Here is a 19,244-nt window from a genome sequence, read left to right as displayed (position 1 = left end):
TTCCGGAGCTCGCCTTTGCTCAATTAAATGGCTTTCGGATTGTCGACCACGGGATTTACATCCGCATCATAATCCACGCCGTCGGTTTCAAAGCCGAACAGCTGGAAGAATTCGCGGCGGTAACCGGCAAGGTCGGTCAATTCTTCGATATTTTCACTGGTCACTTTGCTCCACAATTCGGCTACTTCGGCCTGAACGTCCTCGCGAAGCTCCCAATCGTCGATACGGATACGGCCCTTCTCGTCCACCGGGGTTTCTTGCCCGTTATAGAGACGATCGGAGAACAGACGGTAAATCTGCTCGATGCAGCCCTCGTGCAGTCCCTTTTCCTTCATGACTTTGTACAGCGCCGATACATACAGCGGCACGACCGGAATCGCCGAGCTCGATTGAGTCACTAACGCTTTGCTGACTGTCACATAAGCGCGTCCGCCTCCGGTGGCAAGCTTCTCGTTCAGTTTCAGCGCCGTGGCCTCCAGGTGATCCTTGGCTTGTCCGATGGATCCATCCCGATAAATGGCTTTGGTAATCTCGGAGCCGATATAGGAGAACGCAATCGTGGTCACGTCAGGAGCCAATACGCCGCCTTCTGCCAGTTCGTTCATCCACAATTCCCAATCGTCGCCGCCCATGACCTCAACGGTGTTCTTCACTTCCTCTTCCGTCGCCGGTTCAATCGTAACCTCCGTCACTTCACCGGTGTGGAAGTTAACCGTTTTGTTGGTATACGCCGGTCCGATCGGCTTCAATACCGAGCTGACCGTCTCGCCCGTTTCAGGGAGCGTGCGTCGAGCCGACGCAACGCTGTAGACCACGAGATCGACCTGGCCCAGCTCTTTGCGGATCAGTTCAACCGTTTTGGCTTTGGTCTCCTGCGTGAAGGCATCTCCCGTCACGCTGTACGATTTCAAGCCGGCGGCATCAGCTGCCTTCTCGAAAGCGGCCGAATTGTACCAGCCCGCCGATGCGGTCCGTTTCTCGGTGGCCTGACTTGGACGATATACGCCTACGGTATTCGCCCGGGCGCCGAATGCGGCAGCTACTCTGGCCGACAAGCCGTACCCCGTGGAGGCGCCGATGACCAGCACATTGCGCGGCCCTTCGATTCCAGGCTGCTTCAGTACATAATCGATCTGCTCCTGCACTTGGGCTTCGCAGCCTACAGGATGGGATGTCGTGCAAATAAATCCGCGTGTTCTAGGTTTAATGATCATATTGTATATACCTCTCTTTTCGTATCCGTCGTTTCATACCTATGTATGGTCTGCCAAGTTCCCCTCTATTTTAACTGTTTTTTGCGGAGAGAGGAAATGTTTTGACGGGAAAATCAAGAAAACCTCCCTTTGGTGTGACGAGGCTTCAGCCTGCATTCCTTCCAAAGAGAGGTTCTTTATGTTTAATGCGCTATATCTGCTACCATAAAACACCAAACGGATTATTTGAATGAAGCATAACCCTGGTCGGCCATGACCACGCTGCCCGTAATCGCAGCCGCTTCATCCAGCGACACGAGATACACGGTATCGGCGACCACTTCGGGCTGCGTCAATTCTCCGCCCATGACTTTGGCTCTCATGGAATCCAGCATGCCGGAATCTTTATAGCCCTGGATGATCGGTGTATCGACGGCTCCAGGAGCAACAGCCACAACACGAATGCCGTATGGCGCCAGTTCAAGCGCAGCGGATTTGCTCATCATGATGACGGCACCTTTTGTCGCATGGTAAGCAAATGTTCCCGGCGAAGCCAAGAAGCCGAATACGGAAGCCGTGTTGATGATAACGCCTTTAATGCCCAGTTCTTTCATTTTTCTGCCTGCCGCGATGATACCGTAGGCAACCCCATGCTGATTCACGTTAATCGTGCGATGGTAAAGATCCATGTTTTGTTCAAGGACCGGCCCGGCGCCGCCAATGCCGGCATTGTTGTGCATGACGTCGATGCGGCCGTAGAGCTCAACCGCTTTATCCACAAGCGCCTCCACGCTTTCTTGTTTGGAAACGTCGACTTGAACGAATGAAGCTTCGCCGCCTTCTGCTTTGATCATATCGACGGTCTCTTGCCCGGCAGTTTCATTAAAATCGGCAACGACGACGCGATCGCCTTTTCTTGCGAATGTAAAGGAGACTTGGCGGCCGATTCCGCTCGCTCCGCCGGTAATTACCGCTACACGTTGTTCTGACATTATCAATGACCTCCTAGGGTAAAATAGCGTTATGATTTGAACATTGTGTGTCCATGTCCTTGTGTTCATAGTAATACCGGGTTATATTTAAGTAAATTTAAACATAATTAATGTTACTTAACTTAAATTTAAGGATGAGGTCATATGAATCTCGAACAATTGGAATATATCGTGGAGACGGCCAAGACAGGATCGTTAACCAAGGCAGCCCACAATTGCAACGTTACCCTTTCTGCGGTGAGCCAAGCCGTGTCCAGCCTGGAAGACGAGTTTGGTTTCTCTTTGTTCACCCGTTCGCGGCTTGGTGCCGTACCTACAGCCGAGGGTCAGCGGATTCTGCAGAAAGCTTATGCCATTTTGGAGCAATTTCAGGAGCTCAAGGCGGAGGCCGAAGGCTATTCTAATTTGCTTGGCGGGTCATTGCGGATTGCTACCGTTCCGGTGCCTTTAACGCTGTCCATCGATGCCATTATCCGGTTCAAAAAAGACTTTCCGCAAATCAAACTCGATATCACGGAGAAAGCGACGCTCGATATTATTGAGGATATCAAGCAGAATCACGCGGATATCGGTCTGATCTTCGTCGATGAATCCATCATTCATCAGCATCGCGGCCTGCATTTCGGGAAGCTCCTCGAGAGCAAATTCGTGGTGGGGGTCAGCCGCCAATCCCCTCTCGCCATGCGGCAATCGATCACGCCCGAAGAACTGCGTGAATATCCCCTGGTCCTGTATAAGGATGACAATCTGTTCAAGCTGATGGATGTATTCCAGGAGCAGTACGGGGACATGGAGGTGCTATTCTCCACCAACCAGACGAGGGTCATACAGAAGCTCGTCGAAGAGAATGTGGCGGTTACGGTAGGGGTCGACTTGTCCTTCACCAGCTTCGCTTCCGTTCCTTCGGGAAACATCGTGACGCTGGAGCTGGAGATGCCCCCCGGCCTCGCCGCTTCCTCCTTCGGGTGGGTACAGCTCGGAACCCACCACCTGTCGAAGCCGGCGTCGATCTTTCTGGACAAGCTGAAGCATCAGATTGGTTAAGGGGCTTAGGTTCGCCGAATGAAAAGCCAACCGGCAAATCGGGTCGTGGCATTATTCCCAGTCTCCCCGTTCGCCGGTTGGCTTTTTAACAAGATCGGTATTTATGTTAATGAATTACTCAAGCGTCAAACTCACCGGGCAATGATCGCTTCCGAGCACATGACAGTCGATCTCGGCATCCTTCAGCTTTTCGGCTAAACGGGCAGACGTCAGGAAATAGTCGATGCGCCAGCCGATATTCCGCTCCCTCACCTTGGCCATATAGGACCACCAGCTGTATACGTCCGTACGGTCCGGGTAGAAGTGACGGAAGGAATCGATAAAGCCCGCTGCCAGCAGATCTGTCATTTTGCCGCGCTCCTCCAGCGTGAAGCCGGAATTTCCATGATTGGATTTGGCATTTTTCAAGTCGATTTCCTGATGCGCCACATTCAGGTCCCCGCATACGATCACGGGTTTGCGTTCGTCGAGCTGAAGCAGGTAAGTGCGGAACCGTTCCTCCCACTCCAGCCGATAATCCAGCCGGCTCAGGTCGCGTTTCGCGTTCGGCGTGTATACGTTCACGAGATAGAAGCCCTCAAACTCCAGCGTGATCACTCTGCCCTCGGGCTCGCTGTCTTCCTCCAGGCCATAGCGAACGGACATTGGGGCGATTCTCGTAAATACCGCCGTTCCCGAGTACCCCTTTTTCTCCGCATAGTTCCAATACTGCTGGTATTCCGGACCCAGATCGAGCTCGATCTGTCCCGCTTGCAGTTTCGTTTCCTGCACGCAAAATATATCGGCATCCGCCTCATTAAAATAATCCATAAAGCCTTTCGTTACGCAGGCCCGCAATCCGTTGACGTTCCATGATACTAGCTTCATATCGTAACCTCCGTGGTATCCATATCGTTTTGCGCGTTGAATCTATGAATCTTCTAAATTCTATAATGGTATCATGTCGCGGGTGAAACGAACAAGACGCTTCGCTCCCTTTCATCATAACTTCATGAAACGATAAGTTGAGGCCTTGCGTGCATAATCCCGCCCCAAATCAGGAACAACATAAACGTAAACGAAGTGCGGTCATTTCGCACCCAGTCGATGAGAATCCCACAAAAGGAGGAGTACAGCAAAATGACTGGCAGAAACAGCAAGCCTAAGAACGACGGTCCTTCCAGCAGCCCTGAACGTTTGGATCAATACGGGGACAAGCTGGCTTCCGAGAACGAAGAGGAGTTCACCTCCGCGGCCGAAGAGCATTGTCGGGATCAGGAATAGGAAATTCCTTGCTGATCGGAACTGCCTCCTGTCTCACAAACAGGGGTCAGTCCCGATTCAACGTAACGGGTGTTTTTTCGATGCCTATCAGCTATAACTCTTCCGTTCCTTTGTTACGTTATTTCACTTTATGTTCTGTTTTCAAGCCTGATTGCTGGGCCAGACTGCCTCCAGCTGGATGCCGTTATTATCGATGAATATATAATTGCGGATGCCGCCCAGATCATAAATATCGGTCATAACAACACCGTGCAGACGGAGTTTATCCCGCAAAGCCAGCGCATGTTCCTCCGACGGCAGGGCGAACGCGATATGCTGAAGCGCCCCCGGTAAGGAACGGTATAAATCCTCAGATTCCGGTTCCTGTGCTAAACGCTTTAACGTCTCTGCGCTTTGGAATATTTGCGCCTCCTTGTATTCGAAAAAGTGTATCCCCCACGTCTCCGTGTCTCCGGGCTTCACAAAACAATGTCTTCCACGGCCTTTTACCGCCCGAAATATATCCCCTGCCTGCATGCCGAGCAAGTTCACATAAAAATCAAGCGTAGCATCTAAATCACGAGTAACCAAAGCGATGTGATGAAACCCCTGCCAATGCAACTCTCCATGCACAATATCCTCAGAAGGACGACTCATGGCATATCCAGCTCCTTTTTATTGGATTTATAGACGAATCGATAACGGAACAACAAAATTAAAATGAATATGACGAGCCACTGGCCAGCCAGCAATGCTTCAAAAGTTTGGCCTACCCTCCACTCAGATAGAACCGCTCCCGCCATAAGCAAGGTCAAGACTGCCGCTGCATAGGACGTTGCTCGAGGAATGACCAGCAGAATGGCGCCCACAACCTCAAGCAGTCCCACCGCGATCCTTGACCAGGCCGGGTAACCTAATTCGTGAAACATCTCAACCATTTGGCCCGCCCCCATCAACTTCTGAATGCCGTTTTGAGCATAAAACAAAGCGGTCCCCCAAACGACAATCCAGCCGATAACAATCAGCCATTTTTTCATTTACGATTGCTCCTCTACTAGTAATTAGAAATCTAACTATTTTCTCAAAAAAAAGAGCACCTTTCTCACTCTTTTTCGAACAGACCGACCATTTTCACAAGCAGCTTCTTTAATGTCTCGAATTCTTCCTCCGTCATCCCTTCCCTGACATGGCGGTCTACATCCGCTGCCAGATGTTGGGTCTCCTCCGCTAACCGCAAACCTTCATCCGTTAGAAATATCCGTTTATAGCGCCCATCCTCCGGATGATCTTTGCGGATAACCAGTCCTTTGGCGGCCAAACCGTTGATCAGGCTGGTCACGCTAGGACGTTCAATCATCAGTACCAGCTCCAGCTCGGAAGAGGTAATACCCGGAAAATGACGGATTGCCCCGAGTGCACTCCACTGCGTATGGGAAAGCCCAGTCGCTTTCAACTCTTTCTCCATTTCACGCCGAAGCGTAATATAACTGTTTTTGACCAAACGGCCGATCGGCCCTTGATCCCACTTCCATTCATGTTGCTGTGCTTCCCGCTTCATTACGGCATCGCCTCGATTATATAGTTAGAATTCTAATTATTATATTATGCAAATTCCCCTTCCGATGTCAATCCCTTTAACTATAAAACAGCCGTCTCCCGATCATCTCGGCAGACGGCTGCACGCGATATAACTATTATTTCACCAAACTTTCCAGCACGTCATCAATGATCTGGCTGTTGGCAATCGTGCCGGTATAGAGCCAGCTTGTATCTTTTCCATATTCGTAGATGTTGCCGTTCTTGACGGCCGGAATATTCGCCCAGAGCGGATCCTGAAGCACCTCGGCGCCTTCGCCGTCGCTGTTAATAAAGAACAGATGATCCGCGTCGAGCTCGGCCAATTTCTCCAGGGAAATGGAGGACCAGTTGCCGGTAGCCGATGCCGAGATTTCCTTCACCACACCCGGTACGGTGAGTCCCAAGTCGCCGTACATAACGGCGCCGCTGGACAGCGTCTCGCTGACAACGAACAATTTGCCGCCGACAAGCCATATAGCCGCAGCGGATTCACCACTGATCGCCTGCTGGAGTTGCTCCCTGGCATCCTTGGCCTTCTGCTCGTATTGGTCAAGCGCCGCTTTAGCTTCCTCCTCCATGCCAAAGATTTCGCCCACTTTCTTCAGCTCTTCGCGCCAATCGTTATTGACTTCGTTGCCGATGACGTAGGTAGGAGCAATCTTGCTGTACTGGCTGTATTTGTTGCCTTCTACCATGGAAGCGGAGTCCATGATCAACAGGTCCGGCTGAAAGCTTGCTACCGCTTCAAAGGGAAGATCATGCTCGATGGTCGGCACGTCTTTTAACGCATCCTGCAGATAATCCTGCACGCTTCCGCCCTTGACCGACCACTGCGCGATCGGGGTAATGCCCAATGCCACCAGGTTATCCTCCAAGTAAGAAGCGATCACCCGTTTCGGCTCCGCCGGAATTTTCACTTCATGGCCCATGGCGTCCGTCAACGTTCGTTCCGTCTTCACTTCCGTGCTTCCTTCCTCCGGCTTCGCTTCGGTGCCGCCGTTCTGCTCGCTTGGCGTTGGCGTCCCCGTCGGCTCGTTACCGGCTGCGTCCTTGCTGTTTCCGCAAGCTGCAAGCAGCGTTAAAGCCGCCAGCAGTCCTGCGATAATCCATATTTTTTTCTTGAAAAGACTCATTTTTCGTTTCCCCCTATGTATATTTTTTTGGCGCAATCACTAGCATTCTACGGATGAAGTGATATAATAACAATAACCATGATAATGAAATTCATTCTCATTTACAATACGTTATTTCAATATTTTTATCAACATAAAGGTTTAGGTGAACATGCAGGCAAATCATCCCAATCACAAAACAACCGCAAAATCCATTTACCGTCCCAAAACAGCGGCGGCCGTCATTCTCCTGGGGCTTGCTCTGCTGGCTGCCGCGATGGCATCTTCGATTATCTATGGCGCGTCGAACATTAAACTGTCCACCATATGGGAGGCGTTTGTCCGTTTCGATGCCGATTCCACCCCGCACCAGATTATCCAGAGACTTCGAATGCCAAGGGCCTTGGCAGCTGCGCTGATCGGCGGTTCCTTGGCCGTATCGGGAGCCATCATGCAGGGCATGACAAGGAATGCGCTCGCCTCCCCTTCCATTATGGGCGTCACCGCCGGTGCCTCCTTCATGATGTCGATCGGGTTTGCCTTTATGGAGTCGCCATCCATTACTGCGCTCATGCTGTTATCTTTTGCAGGCGCCGGCCTGGGGGCCGGGCTTGTGCTGCTGATCGGCTCGTTATCCAAACGGGGATTGACGCCTGTCAAGCTGGCCTTGGCCGGGTCAGCCGTTACCGCGCTGCTGAGCTCGATATCCTCGGCCATTGCCATCCGCTTTAACGTTGCCAAGGATATCAGCTTCTGGTATGCCGGTGGCGTGTCGGGCGTGCAATGGGTGAACGTGAAACTTCTGATCCCCGTCGCCATCGTCGGGCTGCTGATTGCGCTGGCGCTCAGCAGATCCATTACCGTCATGAGCCTGGGCGAGGAAGTCGCTACCGGGCTTGGCCAAAAAACGGGAACCGTCAAGTTCCTGGGGACGCTCGTTGTGCTGCTGCTGACAGGCGCAGCGGTGGCTGTAGGCGGAACGATCGGATTCGTGGGGCTCGTCATCCCGCATATCGTCCGCTTCATCGTCGGACCCGACTATCGGCTGATCATCCCTTGCTCCGCCGTTATGGGAGCACTTCTGCTGGTGTTTGCCGATGTGGGTGCGCGGATGATCAATCCTCCGTTCGAGACGCCGGTCGGCGCAATTACGGCGATGATCGGCGTTCCCTTCTTCCTCTATCTTGCACGGCGCGAAGGGAGAGGGCTGTAACGATGAATACAACGAGAAAAATCATGTCCGTATCCATGATCCTACTGCTGGCTATCATTGCCGTATTTCTGGTCAGCCTGAATATGGGGACGATGAAAATCCCGCTGGCCGAAGTGGTCAAAGCGTTCAACGGGACAGGTTCCGAACAGAATTATACCGTCCTGATGCACTTTCGCCTGCCACGCATGGTCATTGCCATCCTGATCGGTGCGGGAATCGCCGTCTCCGGCGCCATACTGCAAAGCGTTTCGCGAAACGCGCTGGCAGACCCGGGCATTCTGGGCATCAACTCCGGGGCAGGATTGGCCGTCGTACTGTATATTTTTTATTTTCAAGGAAGCTCGTTCAGTTCCGGCATATGGTCCGTCTATATCATGCCTTTTGCCGCGCTAGTCGGTGCATTTCTTGCAGCCTTCCTCATCTATTCGCTGGCCTGGAAGCAAGGCGTCACGCCGATCCGGTTGGTGCTTGTGGGGATCGGCATCAACGCGGCCTTCGGGGCGCTGATTATCGTATTCCAGCTGATGATGGACCCTAACAATTTCATGCAGGCCACCATCTGGCTGTCCGGCAGCATCTGGGGGGCAAGCTGGGAGTATGTCGTTGCGATCCTTCCGTGGATCCTGTTCCTGGTTCCTTGGGCGGTATATAAATCGCAAAATTTGAATGTGCTCAACCTGGGAGACCACACGGCTGCGGGGCTTGGGGTTACGGTCGAGCGCAAGCGAAGAACGCTGCTGCTCATCTCCGTTGCCCTGGCGGGCGCCTGCGTCGCCGTTGGCGGCGGCATCGCGTTCCTCGGACTCGTAGCTCCGCATTTGGCACGCAAGCTGGTGGGTCCCCGTCATCAGGGAATGCTGCCTGTCTCCGCGCTTCTCGGCTCGCTGGTGCTGCTTGTGGCCGATATGATCGGCAAGAACCTGATGGCCCCTTACGAAATCCCGGTCGGCTTGGTCGTTTCCTGTCTCGGAGCGCCTTACTTTATTTATTTGTTGATCAAGGATTAAGGTGGAATGGGTCTAACTAAAAAAGACGGCGATCGCTCCCGGTCTATGCAGGAGGAAATCGCCGTTGTTTAGTATCATGCGTCTGAGCTTGAATATTAAATTGCCTGTGGGACCTACTCCCATCCAATTTCTGGTACAACCGCTATACGTGGCTATGATTCAGCTCGGACGCAACCTTTTTATTCGCGAGACTGCTTGCATACGGAATAAATACGGCAAGCGCCAGCGCAAGCATGATTCCCATAATAATGGCCACGAATGGAGCATTTATATGGATAGGTGACGTGTCAATCAATCTACAAGCATATAACAGAATAATCCCTAACGTGACTCCTACAAACATTCCGATATATAGGTACAGCAGCACCTGCGTTAGAATGATCTGAACAAGACCCTTTTTGTCCACGGATATAGCCCGTAATACCGCAAATTCTTTACGCTTACTATAGATGTTGTTAATCAGGGAATTAAATACGCCGATGGTCACGCTTAGCATAATCACAATGATAGCACTTAGGAAAAAGGACCATACCCGCGTGTACATATTGCTTGAATTCTCCAGAGCTTGGGCATAACTGCTGATATCCACCGTTGGGAACTGCCCCTTGATGCCTTCCAGCTGATTTAATGCCGCAATCTCGTTCACTGGTGTTATATAAGCTGTACCAAAAACCGTAAACTTCGTATGGAAGGCTGCATTCGACCAATCGATATACATGTCTGTGCTTTGAATCGGCTCCGTAATGGCCGCTACCGTCAATGTTCCCGCATTCTTGAAGTTCTCTGGATCCTCGTCTTGATATACCGATAAACGAATCGGGTCGCCGATGCTTAGCGCATGTACCTCAGCATAACGTTTGGACACGATGACGGCATTCGTCACGTTCGAAATATCCGGGAGCAGCCGCTGCGCGGCCAGTTCATCCAAATCAGCCAAAACATAATCGACTCTTTCGCCATTCTCCTTTTTGGCGGGACTTAACCGGCTGACCGTGCTTACTTCCTCGATCCCTTCCAATTGCGATATCCGCTGCTTTAATTGATCAGGGTCAATCGATGACGAGCTCTCCAGCCGGTCGACAACCCGAATATCCGCGGCATACTGCTTCTTGATATAATTCCGATCGTTATGCTGTATCGTGTTCAGAAGAGATGAGCCGATGACGGCAATCATCATGGCAAGGCTGATCGTCAGAATAACGAAGGTGTTTTTCTTGACCTGCGGCACAAGATTTTTGATTGCAACATACGAAACGCGCCCCCCTAGCAGCTTCAACACAGGCGACACCTTAGCCAACACACCGGGAAGGTATACGGGAACCATCGTAAACACGGACCATACGAACAATAGAAATCCTATTAAAAAGCTTAACTCCGGGTTAGCTGACGGCGTACCCGAGAATACGATCCCAAAGAGGATGAAAAACAGGCAGGCGGCCATCAGCACTTTCCCTAATGTTTTTCGTCCCTTCCGCCCTTTAAAATCGGTATTCTGGTTCATCTCCAGCATCTTAAGCGGCAGTATCTCGGTGCTTCTGTAAGCAGGAATCAACATAAATAACTCCAGGATGATAAAGCTTGCCACCGCTACCATCGTCGCAACTCCAACATCAAAACGGCTATCCGTCAGCGGAACCAGAAACAGTCCGGATATCCATGGGATAATGTAAGTGTAACCTAGTAGGGATACCAGCAAACCGCTCAGAACACCGACCCCATTCGTAACCGTGCATTGGATGAACACCATCTTAAACAACTGTTCGGTTTGCGCGCCCATAGACCTGAGAACGGCGAATTGGAAGCGGTATTTATGCAACATGCCTTCGAAATTGGACACGATCAGCAGGGAAATGACCATAACAATCAGGACCGAGATGACCAGGATGTAATTGCCCAAGAGAGACAAAGAGGCTTTCAATGTTGAATTCTGCGCGACAATCTCGATCGTTAGCCCGGGCATTGTAATTGCTCACTCAGAACCAACAGATCGGTATCATCCGCCGCCTGCACCATCACATAACTTGACACCGCATCATGCTGGGCTCCTGCAGCCTTAATCTGCTGGACTTCCTCCCGGTTCATAAGCAGCAGATCCGACATGGTACCTGCAGCGGCAACCGAATCGCCAATGATCTCCGTGACTGTGTACGCTTTCCCTTCAACCTTCATCCGACTGCCCACCCGCAGCTGTAACTCCTCTGCAAGCGACTCGTTCACAATCAACTCCTCGCGTCCCGGATATGCTGTGAAATGATATCGGCTCATCGACAACGCATCATTATCAATACCGGCAACGGCTACAGGTGCAGCAAGATCATTAACGAACATGTGGGACAGCATGACCGGAGAGACCTGTCGCACCCCGCCCGTGGACTGCATTAAATCCATAATGCGTTGATCTGATGTCTCATGGTCCACTTCGTTAGTGTATCCCACCATCATGTCGACATCGCCATACTGCTGTTTCACTTCGTGGTCTATGGAACGGTTGGCATTCGCCATAAATGAAGACATCGTGATCATCAGAAACACGGCCAAACTTATGCTAATCACGGGAAAGGACAGAATCGACTTGTTACGGGCCAGTATACGAAGGGCTATGCCTCGCAGTGAATGAATCATGCGGATAACTCCATCATCTTCTTGAATATGTTCAATATCGGATCCATCTTTCGCTCTCCGCTGCTCTGATACTGATCCACGATTTGACCGTCATGGAAAAATAACACCCGATCCGCATAAACCGCTACATTCGGATCATGCGTTACTATAATCATGCTTTGATTGAAGGCGCTTCTCATCTCCACCAAAGCTTCAAGAATTTCCTTTGAGGTATTGTAATCCAGATTGCCGGTAGGCTCGTCTGCCAGCAGCAGCGGCGGACTCGTAATCAGCGCCCGGCCGATGGCGACCCGCTGCTGCTGTCCCCCTGACAGCTGAACAGGCCGTTTCTTCCTCCAGCTCTCAAGTCCAAGCAGACTGAGCATGTCATGGACTTTGTGCTGAATTTCCGCCTCCGATGCCCCTTGCAAAATCAAGGGAATCGCCATGTTCTCTTCTACGCTTAGATCATTCAATAAATGAAAAGATTGAAATACAAAACCGATATTTTCACGCCGGTAGTGGGTTGCATGAGGTTCCACAAAGATGTTGTCCATGACCTTTCCCTTTAACTCGATGGTACCTGAGCTTGGCGTATCCAGGGAACTGATAATGTTCAGCAGGGTGCTTTTTCCGGAGCCGCTGGTTCCCATGATGGCCACCAATTCACCTTCCGCAACCCCAAAAGACACATCCTTTAAAGCTTGAACTTTAAATCCGTCTCCATCATAGGTTTTGTGGATATTGCGAACCGATAACAAACTCTTCTGATTCATCCAATCCCTCCACTCGATTTATTTGTCTATACCTGGATAAAATACTCTATGAGTATATCAGATTTGGTTATATATGTAATCTAATGGAATCCATGGAATGTAATTGATCAGTTTGATATCTTATTGGCATAAACATCCAAAGAAAAAAAGACCGCGTTACGCGGTCTTTCATAAGCCATACAGCTGCGAAGCGCAGCTTCGATATTAGTGAGCGCTCACCAGGATCTTCACCTGGTTTTTCTCTTTAAGCAGAGCCTCAAAGCCCCGGTCGATAACCTCATCCAGTTTAATCCGCTGGGTGACCAGCTTATCCGCCGGGAAGAAGCCTTTTTCCATCAGGCTGATAACAGCAGGGAATACGTCGCGATAGCCGATGATTCCGGTAATGTTACGTTCCTTCATCACGATGTCATTCGGCACGATCGGAGCGGAGGTTTCGAAGATGCTGACAATCATAATCTGTCCGCCGATCTTCGTCGAGTTGATCGCTTGGGTAAGAACCGGCGGAACCCCGGTCACCTCGAATGCCACATCGACTCCGGCACCGGTACGTCGATGAAGTTCTTCTACCACATCGCAGGCCTTCGGATCAATGACGATAGCCCCCAATTCCTCGGCTTTCTGCTTGCGTTCCGGGGACAGCTCCACGGCGTAAATCTCGGATGCCCCCGCTGCCTTCAATGCTTCGATGACAAGCAGGCCGATCGGCCCGGCACCGAATACGACCGCCCGATCCCCGGCCTTCAGCTGGCTTTGGCGCACGGCATACAGCGCCACTGCCGAAGGTTCCACCAGAGCTCCCTGTTCATAAGAAACGCTGTCCGGAATTTTATGAACCATGTGCTCATCCGCAGCTACATATTCGGAGAATCCGCCGCCACCCCCAGCGAGCCCGAGAAAGCCCATTTTGTCGCACAGATTGTATTTCCCTTGTCTGCAAGCTTCGCATTTTCCGCATGCAAAGACAGGCTCTACAACCACGCGGTCGCCAGCCTTGAATTTCGTAACGCCCTCGCCAACCTCGACAACCTGGCCGGAAAACTCATGGCCTATTACCACCGGAGCCTGTTCTCCGGTAAGGGCGTGAGGCGTATTCTCAGGTATAAATATAGGCCCGGCCACGTATTCGTGCAGATCACTGCCACAAATCCCGCACCACTCGACCTTGATTTTCACTTTTCCGTTCGTAGCTTGCGGCTCCGCGATCGTCTCCAAACGCAGGTCCTTTACTCCATGCCAGCGCAATGCTTGCATCGTCCTCATCTCCTTATAGGTTCGAAAAAATAAAAAATGAAATAGGAAACGTTTCCGAAATCAAATATGTCACAGTTTTGACAATCTGTCAAACCCGTTCCACGAAAATGTATGAAATGTCATGGACAACTGCAGACTGCCGTTCCCCTGCTTTTGCCATGGAAATGCAGCGATTGATGCAGCATCGCTTGCTTGTTTCCGTAGTTCCCCCTGCGAATCCCGTGATGGAAGGACGAGCTTAATGTTATAATATAGTTATTGGCTCCAATCCCATCGTGTATTCGCACATTCACAGGAAACGTTTCCGATATAGAGAGGAATTTATCGAATATGGTGAACCCCAAAAAAGTAACGATTGAAGATGTCGCCAAGCAAGCGGGCGTCGGTATCGCAACCGTGTCCCGAGCCATCAACGACAGCAAGGGCATCAGTCCAAAAACGAAAGCGCGGATCATGCAGGTGATCGAGGAAATCGGCTTCAGTCCGGATACCTCCGCTCAAAGCCTGAAGGTCCGCCAGACGAATCAAATCGCTCTCGCCGTGCCCGACATCCGAAATGCGATCATCCCGGAAATCGCCTGGTCGGTCGAACAGACCGCCAAACAGCACGGCTATCGGGTCGTTCAGATCAATACGGCCGGGAACGCACGGAATGAGCTGGAAATCGTGAGGGATATCAAAAAACTGCACGTGGACGGCCTGATTATCATGCCGCTGGCCTATCCCAAAACGCTTGGCGACCTCATTAACAAATCGAGCCTCCCCATCTCCATCATTAATTACGGAAAACAACTGGGTGAAGAGTATAGAGCCGATATCGTCGGCCTCGCACGCCAGGAGGGCAGGCTTGTCATGGAGCATCTGCTGAAAATCGGGCGAAGCCGAATCGCCTACGCCGGTGCGCCCAAGGATAAAATCGAAGAGCGGTATTGGGCTTATGAACAGTCGCTGCAGAAAATCGATCCGTCGCTTGTCTATTTCGGGGAGGACTTCTCGTTTGAGACGGGGGTTCGCGCGGCGGACTATTTCTATGGCCTGAGGCATATGCCGGACGCCATCTATGCGGTTAACGATATGGTTGCCATCGGCATCGTCAACCGTTTTAAGGAGCTGAAGGTTCGGGTTCCCGACGATGTGGCGGTCGTCGGCATCGATAACAATGCATGGACCACCGTCACGACGCCGCAGATCAGTTCGGTGTCCATCATGGGTGATGAAGTGGCCCGGCTTGCGACGGAATTGCTGCTGAAGCGGCTTCGAGAGCAAAAGACAGGCCAATATGAGCGCGTGCAATTCGAGCCGCGGCTTATCGTCAGGGAATCGAGCGTGTCCGTGATCCGAAACGCAACAACCGACTAGGCGTGATTCGGACCCGTAAAGAAGAGCCCGGAACGCGATGTTCCGGGCTCTTTTCCACTTTGAATCATGAACGCTTAATGGCTTAACGTATACAAATAATAGCCATAGTCGGTAGGCGTGCCGGGATGTCCGATTTGCCGGAGCATGGCGGTTACGTTCCCCCGATGATAGGTCCCGTGATTGACCATATGCTGAATATAATCCAGGCAGCTGGCTCTAAAATCTCCGGATGGATGAATGGTGTGCAGATTCTCGTGCTGTTCGATAAACAACCGGAAGCGTGCCGCCAGATCGTCCATTAACCGGCCCAATTCTTCGATTCGCTTGCCTTCCGTTTCCGCAACCAGCCGAGCAATCGAATCCTTCAGACTCTCCAAGTACGCAGGCGACATCTCCGCGACTCCGCCCGAGTTAAAGAACGACAGCCAGCCGGAATCAATGACATAGATGTGCACCATCGTGTCATAAATGGATGGAAAGACGCTGACAATCTCCTTGCGGTATACCTCTTCCGAAAGCCCCTGCAAATATTCGCAAACCTTCCGGTTTGCCCATACGTGGTAATCATACTGCTGTAAGATCCATGTTTTCAAATCGTTGTTCCCCTTTTCATAGGCGGGGAAGCACGCAGTTTAAGGGCAATTATGCGCTAATCCCCATATAAGTTTGCCCGTGAACGATTGTTGTTTTCATCTCGAACGCCTCCTGAAATTAACCTAATCCCATTCTAACATATATGCGGCCAAATAAGCGTGAATCATCGTATGGTTCTAGTTCCAACAAAAAAAGACCGCAACAGGTTCCAAGCAACTCCCTGTCACAGCCTTGTGCGGCATGCCTTTTTTGCGTTCACCTAGGTCGGAACCGGCGCATGCAGCAGCCGATACGAGGTAGGCGATATGCGATAATACTTAGCGAATGCTCTCGAAAACGTGTGGAGATTGGAATATCCCAGCGAGAACGCCACCTCCGTCACGGACACGTCGGTTTCGGTCAGCAGAACCGCTGCCCGCTCCATCCGCAGCTTCATCAAATAATGGCTCGGACTGATGCCATGCACCCGAATGAATTCGCAGTACAGATGCGTCCGGTGCACCCCGGCCTGATGGACCACATCCGTCACCGTGATCCCTTCCATGTAGTGGGAATCCATGTAATGCACGCTTTGTTCGAGCCAATTCGGTTTCGTTCCTCTTTTGGCCGGGACGGCAGCCAAAAGTTCAAACAGCTGATACAACCGCTTCTGCCGTCCAAACTCGTGACCGATGGTATCGTCATCCACGCACCCGTAAATTTGATCCAGCACCGCCTGCAGCCCGCCCTTCATCACGTTATGCAGAAAGGGCGCGGATGGGTGCAGCCCGATTCGGGCCAAAGCGCTCTCCGCTGCTTCTCCGTCCAAGACGATCCACTGCATGCGCAGCGTCGGTTCGGGATCGCCGTTCGGTTCCCAATAACTGTACCTCGTATGTGGAAACAGGCAAAAGGCATCCCCTGCCGACAACGTAACCACCTTATCCCCGAATGCCAGCGAGATTTTCCCGTTCAGGACAAAATGCAGCGCATAGTTCTCGGATATTTTGGGGCCGACGCTGTAGTTGGGCCTGGCCAAACTCCGGCCTGCACGGAGAATCCAGATTCCGCCCTTTCTTTCCATGTCCGAAGGTATGCAGTACTTCATATTAGCATGCTCGAAGACCATCTCCTTCACATGAAATCCCTCCCGCCTCAAATTAAATGCTTCCTGCCAAATGCAACATGCCGAGCATGATACGCCTGCCTTCACCGCTTAAAAACAACAAAGAGGCACGGCTTCATGGCCATGCCTCCAGTGATCTGGTCGACGAGCTTTGTGTTCTTTTTTGCGATGTACTCTACTTGCAAATCTGAGCCTAAGCCATTAGAACTCTTATACTCCCCATTCCTTGCGGGCTTCGGCTACGGACTTCTGCGGTGTGCGTCCCCAAGCATAATGACCTTTGGGTTTGCGGCCGATCCATCGCTCATCCACCGGTTCGGATGCAAGCTGATAACGGGTATCCGCGCTGATTCGGTACCGGTTGGTGCTGTTGTTCAGCGAGGTGTGCATCATATACATTCCGAATATAATGGCGTCTCCGGCTTCAAAAGCGGTCGTCGCCCATTGCCCGCCGTAACGGTCCACAATCTCGACGGGATCCTCGGAGAACCAGCCCGTGGCAACATTGTCACGATCAACGTCCATTTCCCCGTAGGTCTGCTTGATTTTCGTAAAATGCTGGGACCCGAGACACATCGCCAACGTTCCCATTTCAAGAGGGATATCCCCAAACGGCGTCCACATAGTGTACAAATCCTTCGTGCCTCTACCCATATACACAACATCGTAATGAGCGCCGGTATTGCCTCCGCGAGCGACGGCGCGCGGCCACTTGTAGTCGTATGTCATCGCGGCTCCGCCCAGCAATCGTCCAAAGAAGTCCAGCACCGCTGGCGAATTGACAACGTCCAAAAACTGGGGGAAATCCGGCTGTAATTCTTCGGTACTGCCGCCCCACATTCCGCCCTTGTTCTCCGATCCGATGATCCCGTCTTCGACAAGGGCATGGGGATCCAGCCTGCCCATGGCCCGGAGTTTATTCAAGAACTCCATTCTTGCGTTCAAGACCTGTTCCCGCTTATGGAAACCGCGAATCAGGAGATATCCATCCTCCCGCAGCCGGTTTCGCAGCGCGACCGTATCCTCCAGCATGTCATTGCAGTCTCTTAATTCCGTGAGGTATTTACCTCCCCACTCCAGTTCCCGTTGTCCGATGGTCACCTTCATAACAAACCTCCCTTTCTGTCCGTCAGGATAACCTGAAGCGAAACATCCACGCTTCAAGTATCCTTATCCTATTGGATCCGAAAGAGGAAGTCGTTACCGAAAACCGAACCAAATTTACGCAAAACCCGTCTGCATCCGCGGTAGGCTATCGTAAACGCGTTAGTGATGATATAGGCGCTGCCGGTTTCTCCACTCCGATGGGGGGCAGCCCTCCAGTTTTTGAACCAGAGCGAGAACGAGTGAAGCTGGGAGAAGCCAACCGATTCGGCAAGCGACTGGAGGTCTTTATCGGAGGAGCTTAAGAGCCACTTCGCTTCCGCAAGCCTGCATTGCTGCTGGTACTGCTTCGGGGTCATGCCGTATATTTTGGCGAACTGCTTGCGGAAGCCATCCTCGGACAGTCCCGCCATTTCCGCCAGGGTAGAGACATGTATTGGATCCCGGATATGCTGACGGATGTAGTCGCCGATGAACGAGATGGACAGCGCCTGATGATCGGAATGGGCGTGTTCGTTAAGAAACAATAAAAGTAGCTCCACCCAGACCGCATAATTCCGAATCGGGTCTTTCAACGGAGCAGAACGGATTCTCAGCCATTCGCGGAACAAGCGTTCATAGCGGTCCCGATCCAGACGGGACAGGGCGATGATACGAGTGCCGCCATCCTGAATAAGCCTGTCGAACAGATCCTTCACGTCAGACGGAATGCGGTCTGCCAAAAGCACGCCGAAGCGTATAGGAGACAACGCGTGGAACGAATGGGGAACCTCGGACGGAATGAGAACCACGTTCCCGGATTCCACTCTCGCTTCCCTGCCGTGCGCGCAAAAGCGACCGCTACCTTCCATTATCAACGTAATCTCAAGTTCCTGGTGGCTTCTTAAGCCGTCATCTTCCCAATGTTCATCATGCGCGCCAATAAAACTTTTACATTCCATCAAGGTTGTTAATCCCCCTTGCCGCATGTCGATTTCGAACGGTTATGATTTCAACTATACCGTCGATAAACCTTACGTCAAGTCGGGATAACCTGCGAGAAGCACCTTAACTTGCGGCAGCCTCAGCAT

General features: G+C 51.6%; 20 protein-coding genes. 5 read left to right on the top strand and 15 right to left on the bottom strand.

The annotated features are described in order from the left end of the window. Positions 1-23: 23 nt before the first annotated feature. The gene (fabV, locus tag BMX45_RS07490; protein WP_090909145.1) at positions 24-1,214 is read right to left on the bottom strand and encodes an enoyl-ACP reductase FabV; all 1,191 of its coding nucleotides are present in this window, start codon (positions 1,212-1,214) and stop codon (positions 24-26) included. Positions 1,215-1,435: 221 nt separating this feature from the next. Then, on the bottom strand, positions 1,436-2,185 hold the full coding sequence (locus tag BMX45_RS07485) for an SDR family NAD(P)-dependent oxidoreductase (protein WP_090909144.1): 750 nt from the start codon (positions 2,183-2,185) through the stop codon (positions 1,436-1,438). Positions 2,186-2,329: 144 nt separating this feature from the next. Between BMX45_RS07485 and BMX45_RS07480 the strand changes: the two genes are divergently transcribed. Then, positions 2,330-3,229: a LysR family transcriptional regulator gene (locus BMX45_RS07480; protein WP_090909143.1), complete on the top strand. Its 900-nt coding sequence runs from the start codon at positions 2,330-2,332 to the stop codon at positions 3,227-3,229. A gap of 114 nt (positions 3,230-3,343) precedes the next feature. On the opposite strand, the gene BMX45_RS07475 is transcribed toward BMX45_RS07480, so the two are convergent. Then, positions 3,344-4,096 carry an exodeoxyribonuclease III gene (locus BMX45_RS07475; RefSeq protein WP_090909142.1) on the bottom strand — a complete coding sequence of 251 codons (753 nt, stop codon included), beginning with the start codon at positions 4,094-4,096 and terminating at the stop codon, positions 3,344-3,346. A gap of 219 nt (positions 4,097-4,315) precedes the next feature. Between BMX45_RS07475 and BMX45_RS31255 the strand changes: the two genes are divergently transcribed. Beyond that, a complete protein-coding gene (locus BMX45_RS31255) occupies positions 4,316-4,492 on the top strand; it encodes a hypothetical protein (protein ID WP_175495046.1) in 177 nt (58 codons plus the stop codon). A gap of 141 nt (positions 4,493-4,633) precedes the next feature. On the opposite strand, the gene BMX45_RS07470 is transcribed toward BMX45_RS31255, so the two are convergent. The 4 genes from BMX45_RS07470 to BMX45_RS07455 form a co-directional block, all read right to left on the bottom strand. After that, positions 4,634-5,128 carry a VOC family protein gene (locus BMX45_RS07470; protein ID WP_217648110.1) on the bottom strand — a complete coding sequence of 165 codons (495 nt, stop codon included), beginning with the start codon at positions 5,126-5,128 and terminating at the stop codon, positions 4,634-4,636. Next, entirely contained in the window at positions 5,125-5,508 is a 384-nt protein-coding gene (locus BMX45_RS07465) for a DoxX family protein (RefSeq protein ID WP_090909141.1), read from the bottom strand. Before BMX45_RS07465 ends, BMX45_RS07470 begins: the two co-directional genes overlap by 4 nt. A 65-nt stretch (positions 5,509-5,573) precedes the next feature. After that, positions 5,574-6,029 carry a MarR family winged helix-turn-helix transcriptional regulator gene (locus tag BMX45_RS07460; protein WP_090909140.1) on the bottom strand — a complete coding sequence of 152 codons (456 nt, stop codon included), beginning with the start codon at positions 6,027-6,029 and terminating at the stop codon, positions 5,574-5,576. Positions 6,030-6,165: 136 nt separating this feature from the next. Then, entirely contained in the window at positions 6,166-7,182 is a 1,017-nt protein-coding gene (locus tag BMX45_RS07455) for an iron-hydroxamate ABC transporter substrate-binding protein (protein ID WP_090909139.1), read from the bottom strand. Positions 7,183-7,333: 151 nt separating this feature from the next. Here BMX45_RS07455 and BMX45_RS07450 point away from each other — a divergent pair, with 151 nt between their 5' ends. Next, on the top strand, positions 7,334-8,374 hold the full coding sequence (locus BMX45_RS07450; protein ID WP_090909138.1) for a FecCD family ABC transporter permease: 1,041 nt from the start codon (positions 7,334-7,336) through the stop codon (positions 8,372-8,374). 2 nt (positions 8,375-8,376) lie between these two features. Then, a complete protein-coding gene (locus BMX45_RS07445; protein WP_090909137.1) occupies positions 8,377-9,381 on the top strand; it encodes a FecCD family ABC transporter permease in 1,005 nt (334 codons plus the stop codon). Positions 9,382-9,523: 142 nt separating this feature from the next. Here BMX45_RS07445 and BMX45_RS07440 read toward each other — a convergent pair whose 3' ends face one another. The 4 genes from BMX45_RS07440 to BMX45_RS07430 form a co-directional block, all read right to left on the bottom strand. Continuing rightward, complete coding sequence (locus BMX45_RS07440; protein ID WP_254777996.1) at positions 9,524-11,278, bottom strand: ABC transporter permease; 1,755 nt, start codon at positions 11,276-11,278, stop codon at positions 9,524-9,526. A 50-nt stretch (positions 11,279-11,328) separates the two neighbouring features. Then, a complete protein-coding gene (locus BMX45_RS31730) occupies positions 11,329-12,003 on the bottom strand; it encodes an ABC transporter permease (protein WP_254777995.1) in 675 nt (224 codons plus the stop codon). Beyond that, the gene (locus BMX45_RS07435) at positions 12,000-12,758 is read right to left on the bottom strand and encodes an ABC transporter ATP-binding protein (RefSeq protein WP_090909136.1); all 759 of its coding nucleotides are present in this window, start codon (positions 12,756-12,758) and stop codon (positions 12,000-12,002) included. The genes BMX45_RS31730 and BMX45_RS07435 overlap by 4 nt, the downstream gene beginning before the upstream one ends. Positions 12,759-12,962: 204 nt before the next feature. Beyond that, positions 12,963-14,012 carry a 2,3-butanediol dehydrogenase gene (locus BMX45_RS07430; RefSeq protein ID WP_090909135.1) on the bottom strand — a complete coding sequence of 350 codons (1,050 nt, stop codon included), beginning with the start codon at positions 14,010-14,012 and terminating at the stop codon, positions 12,963-12,965. Positions 14,013-14,342: 330 nt separating this feature from the next. Between BMX45_RS07430 and BMX45_RS07425 the strand changes: the two genes are divergently transcribed. Continuing rightward, complete coding sequence (locus BMX45_RS07425; protein WP_090909134.1) at positions 14,343-15,371, top strand: LacI family DNA-binding transcriptional regulator; 1,029 nt, start codon at positions 14,343-14,345, stop codon at positions 15,369-15,371. 74 nt (positions 15,372-15,445) lie between these two features. Here the strand turns inward: BMX45_RS07425 and BMX45_RS07420 are convergent, their stop codons facing one another. The 4 genes from BMX45_RS07420 to BMX45_RS07405 form a co-directional block, all read right to left on the bottom strand. Beyond that, positions 15,446-15,964, bottom strand: a complete 519-nt coding sequence (locus BMX45_RS07420; RefSeq protein WP_090909133.1) for a DinB family protein — start codon at positions 15,962-15,964, stop codon at positions 15,446-15,448. Positions 15,965-16,224: 260 nt separating this feature from the next. Next, positions 16,225-17,073, bottom strand: a complete 849-nt coding sequence (locus tag BMX45_RS07415; RefSeq protein ID WP_254778014.1) for an AraC family transcriptional regulator — start codon at positions 17,071-17,073, stop codon at positions 16,225-16,227. A 207-nt stretch (positions 17,074-17,280) separates the two neighbouring features. Next, positions 17,281-18,177 (bottom strand): phytanoyl-CoA dioxygenase family protein, encoded by an 897-nt coding sequence (locus BMX45_RS07410; RefSeq protein WP_090909131.1) that lies wholly within the window; start codon positions 18,175-18,177, stop codon positions 17,281-17,283. A gap of 68 nt (positions 18,178-18,245) precedes the next feature. Next, positions 18,246-19,115: a helix-turn-helix transcriptional regulator gene (locus BMX45_RS07405; protein ID WP_254778013.1), complete on the bottom strand. Its 870-nt coding sequence runs from the start codon at positions 19,113-19,115 to the stop codon at positions 18,246-18,248. Between the last annotated feature and the right edge of the window lie 129 nt (positions 19,116-19,244).

Origin of the sequence: Paenibacillus sp. cl141a (genome assembly GCF_900109305.1) — a bacterium.
GTDB lineage: Bacteria > Bacillota > Bacilli > Paenibacillales > Paenibacillaceae > Paenibacillus_AQ > Paenibacillus_AQ lautus_A.
This window is presented reverse-complemented; position numbering and strand designations above follow the sequence as displayed.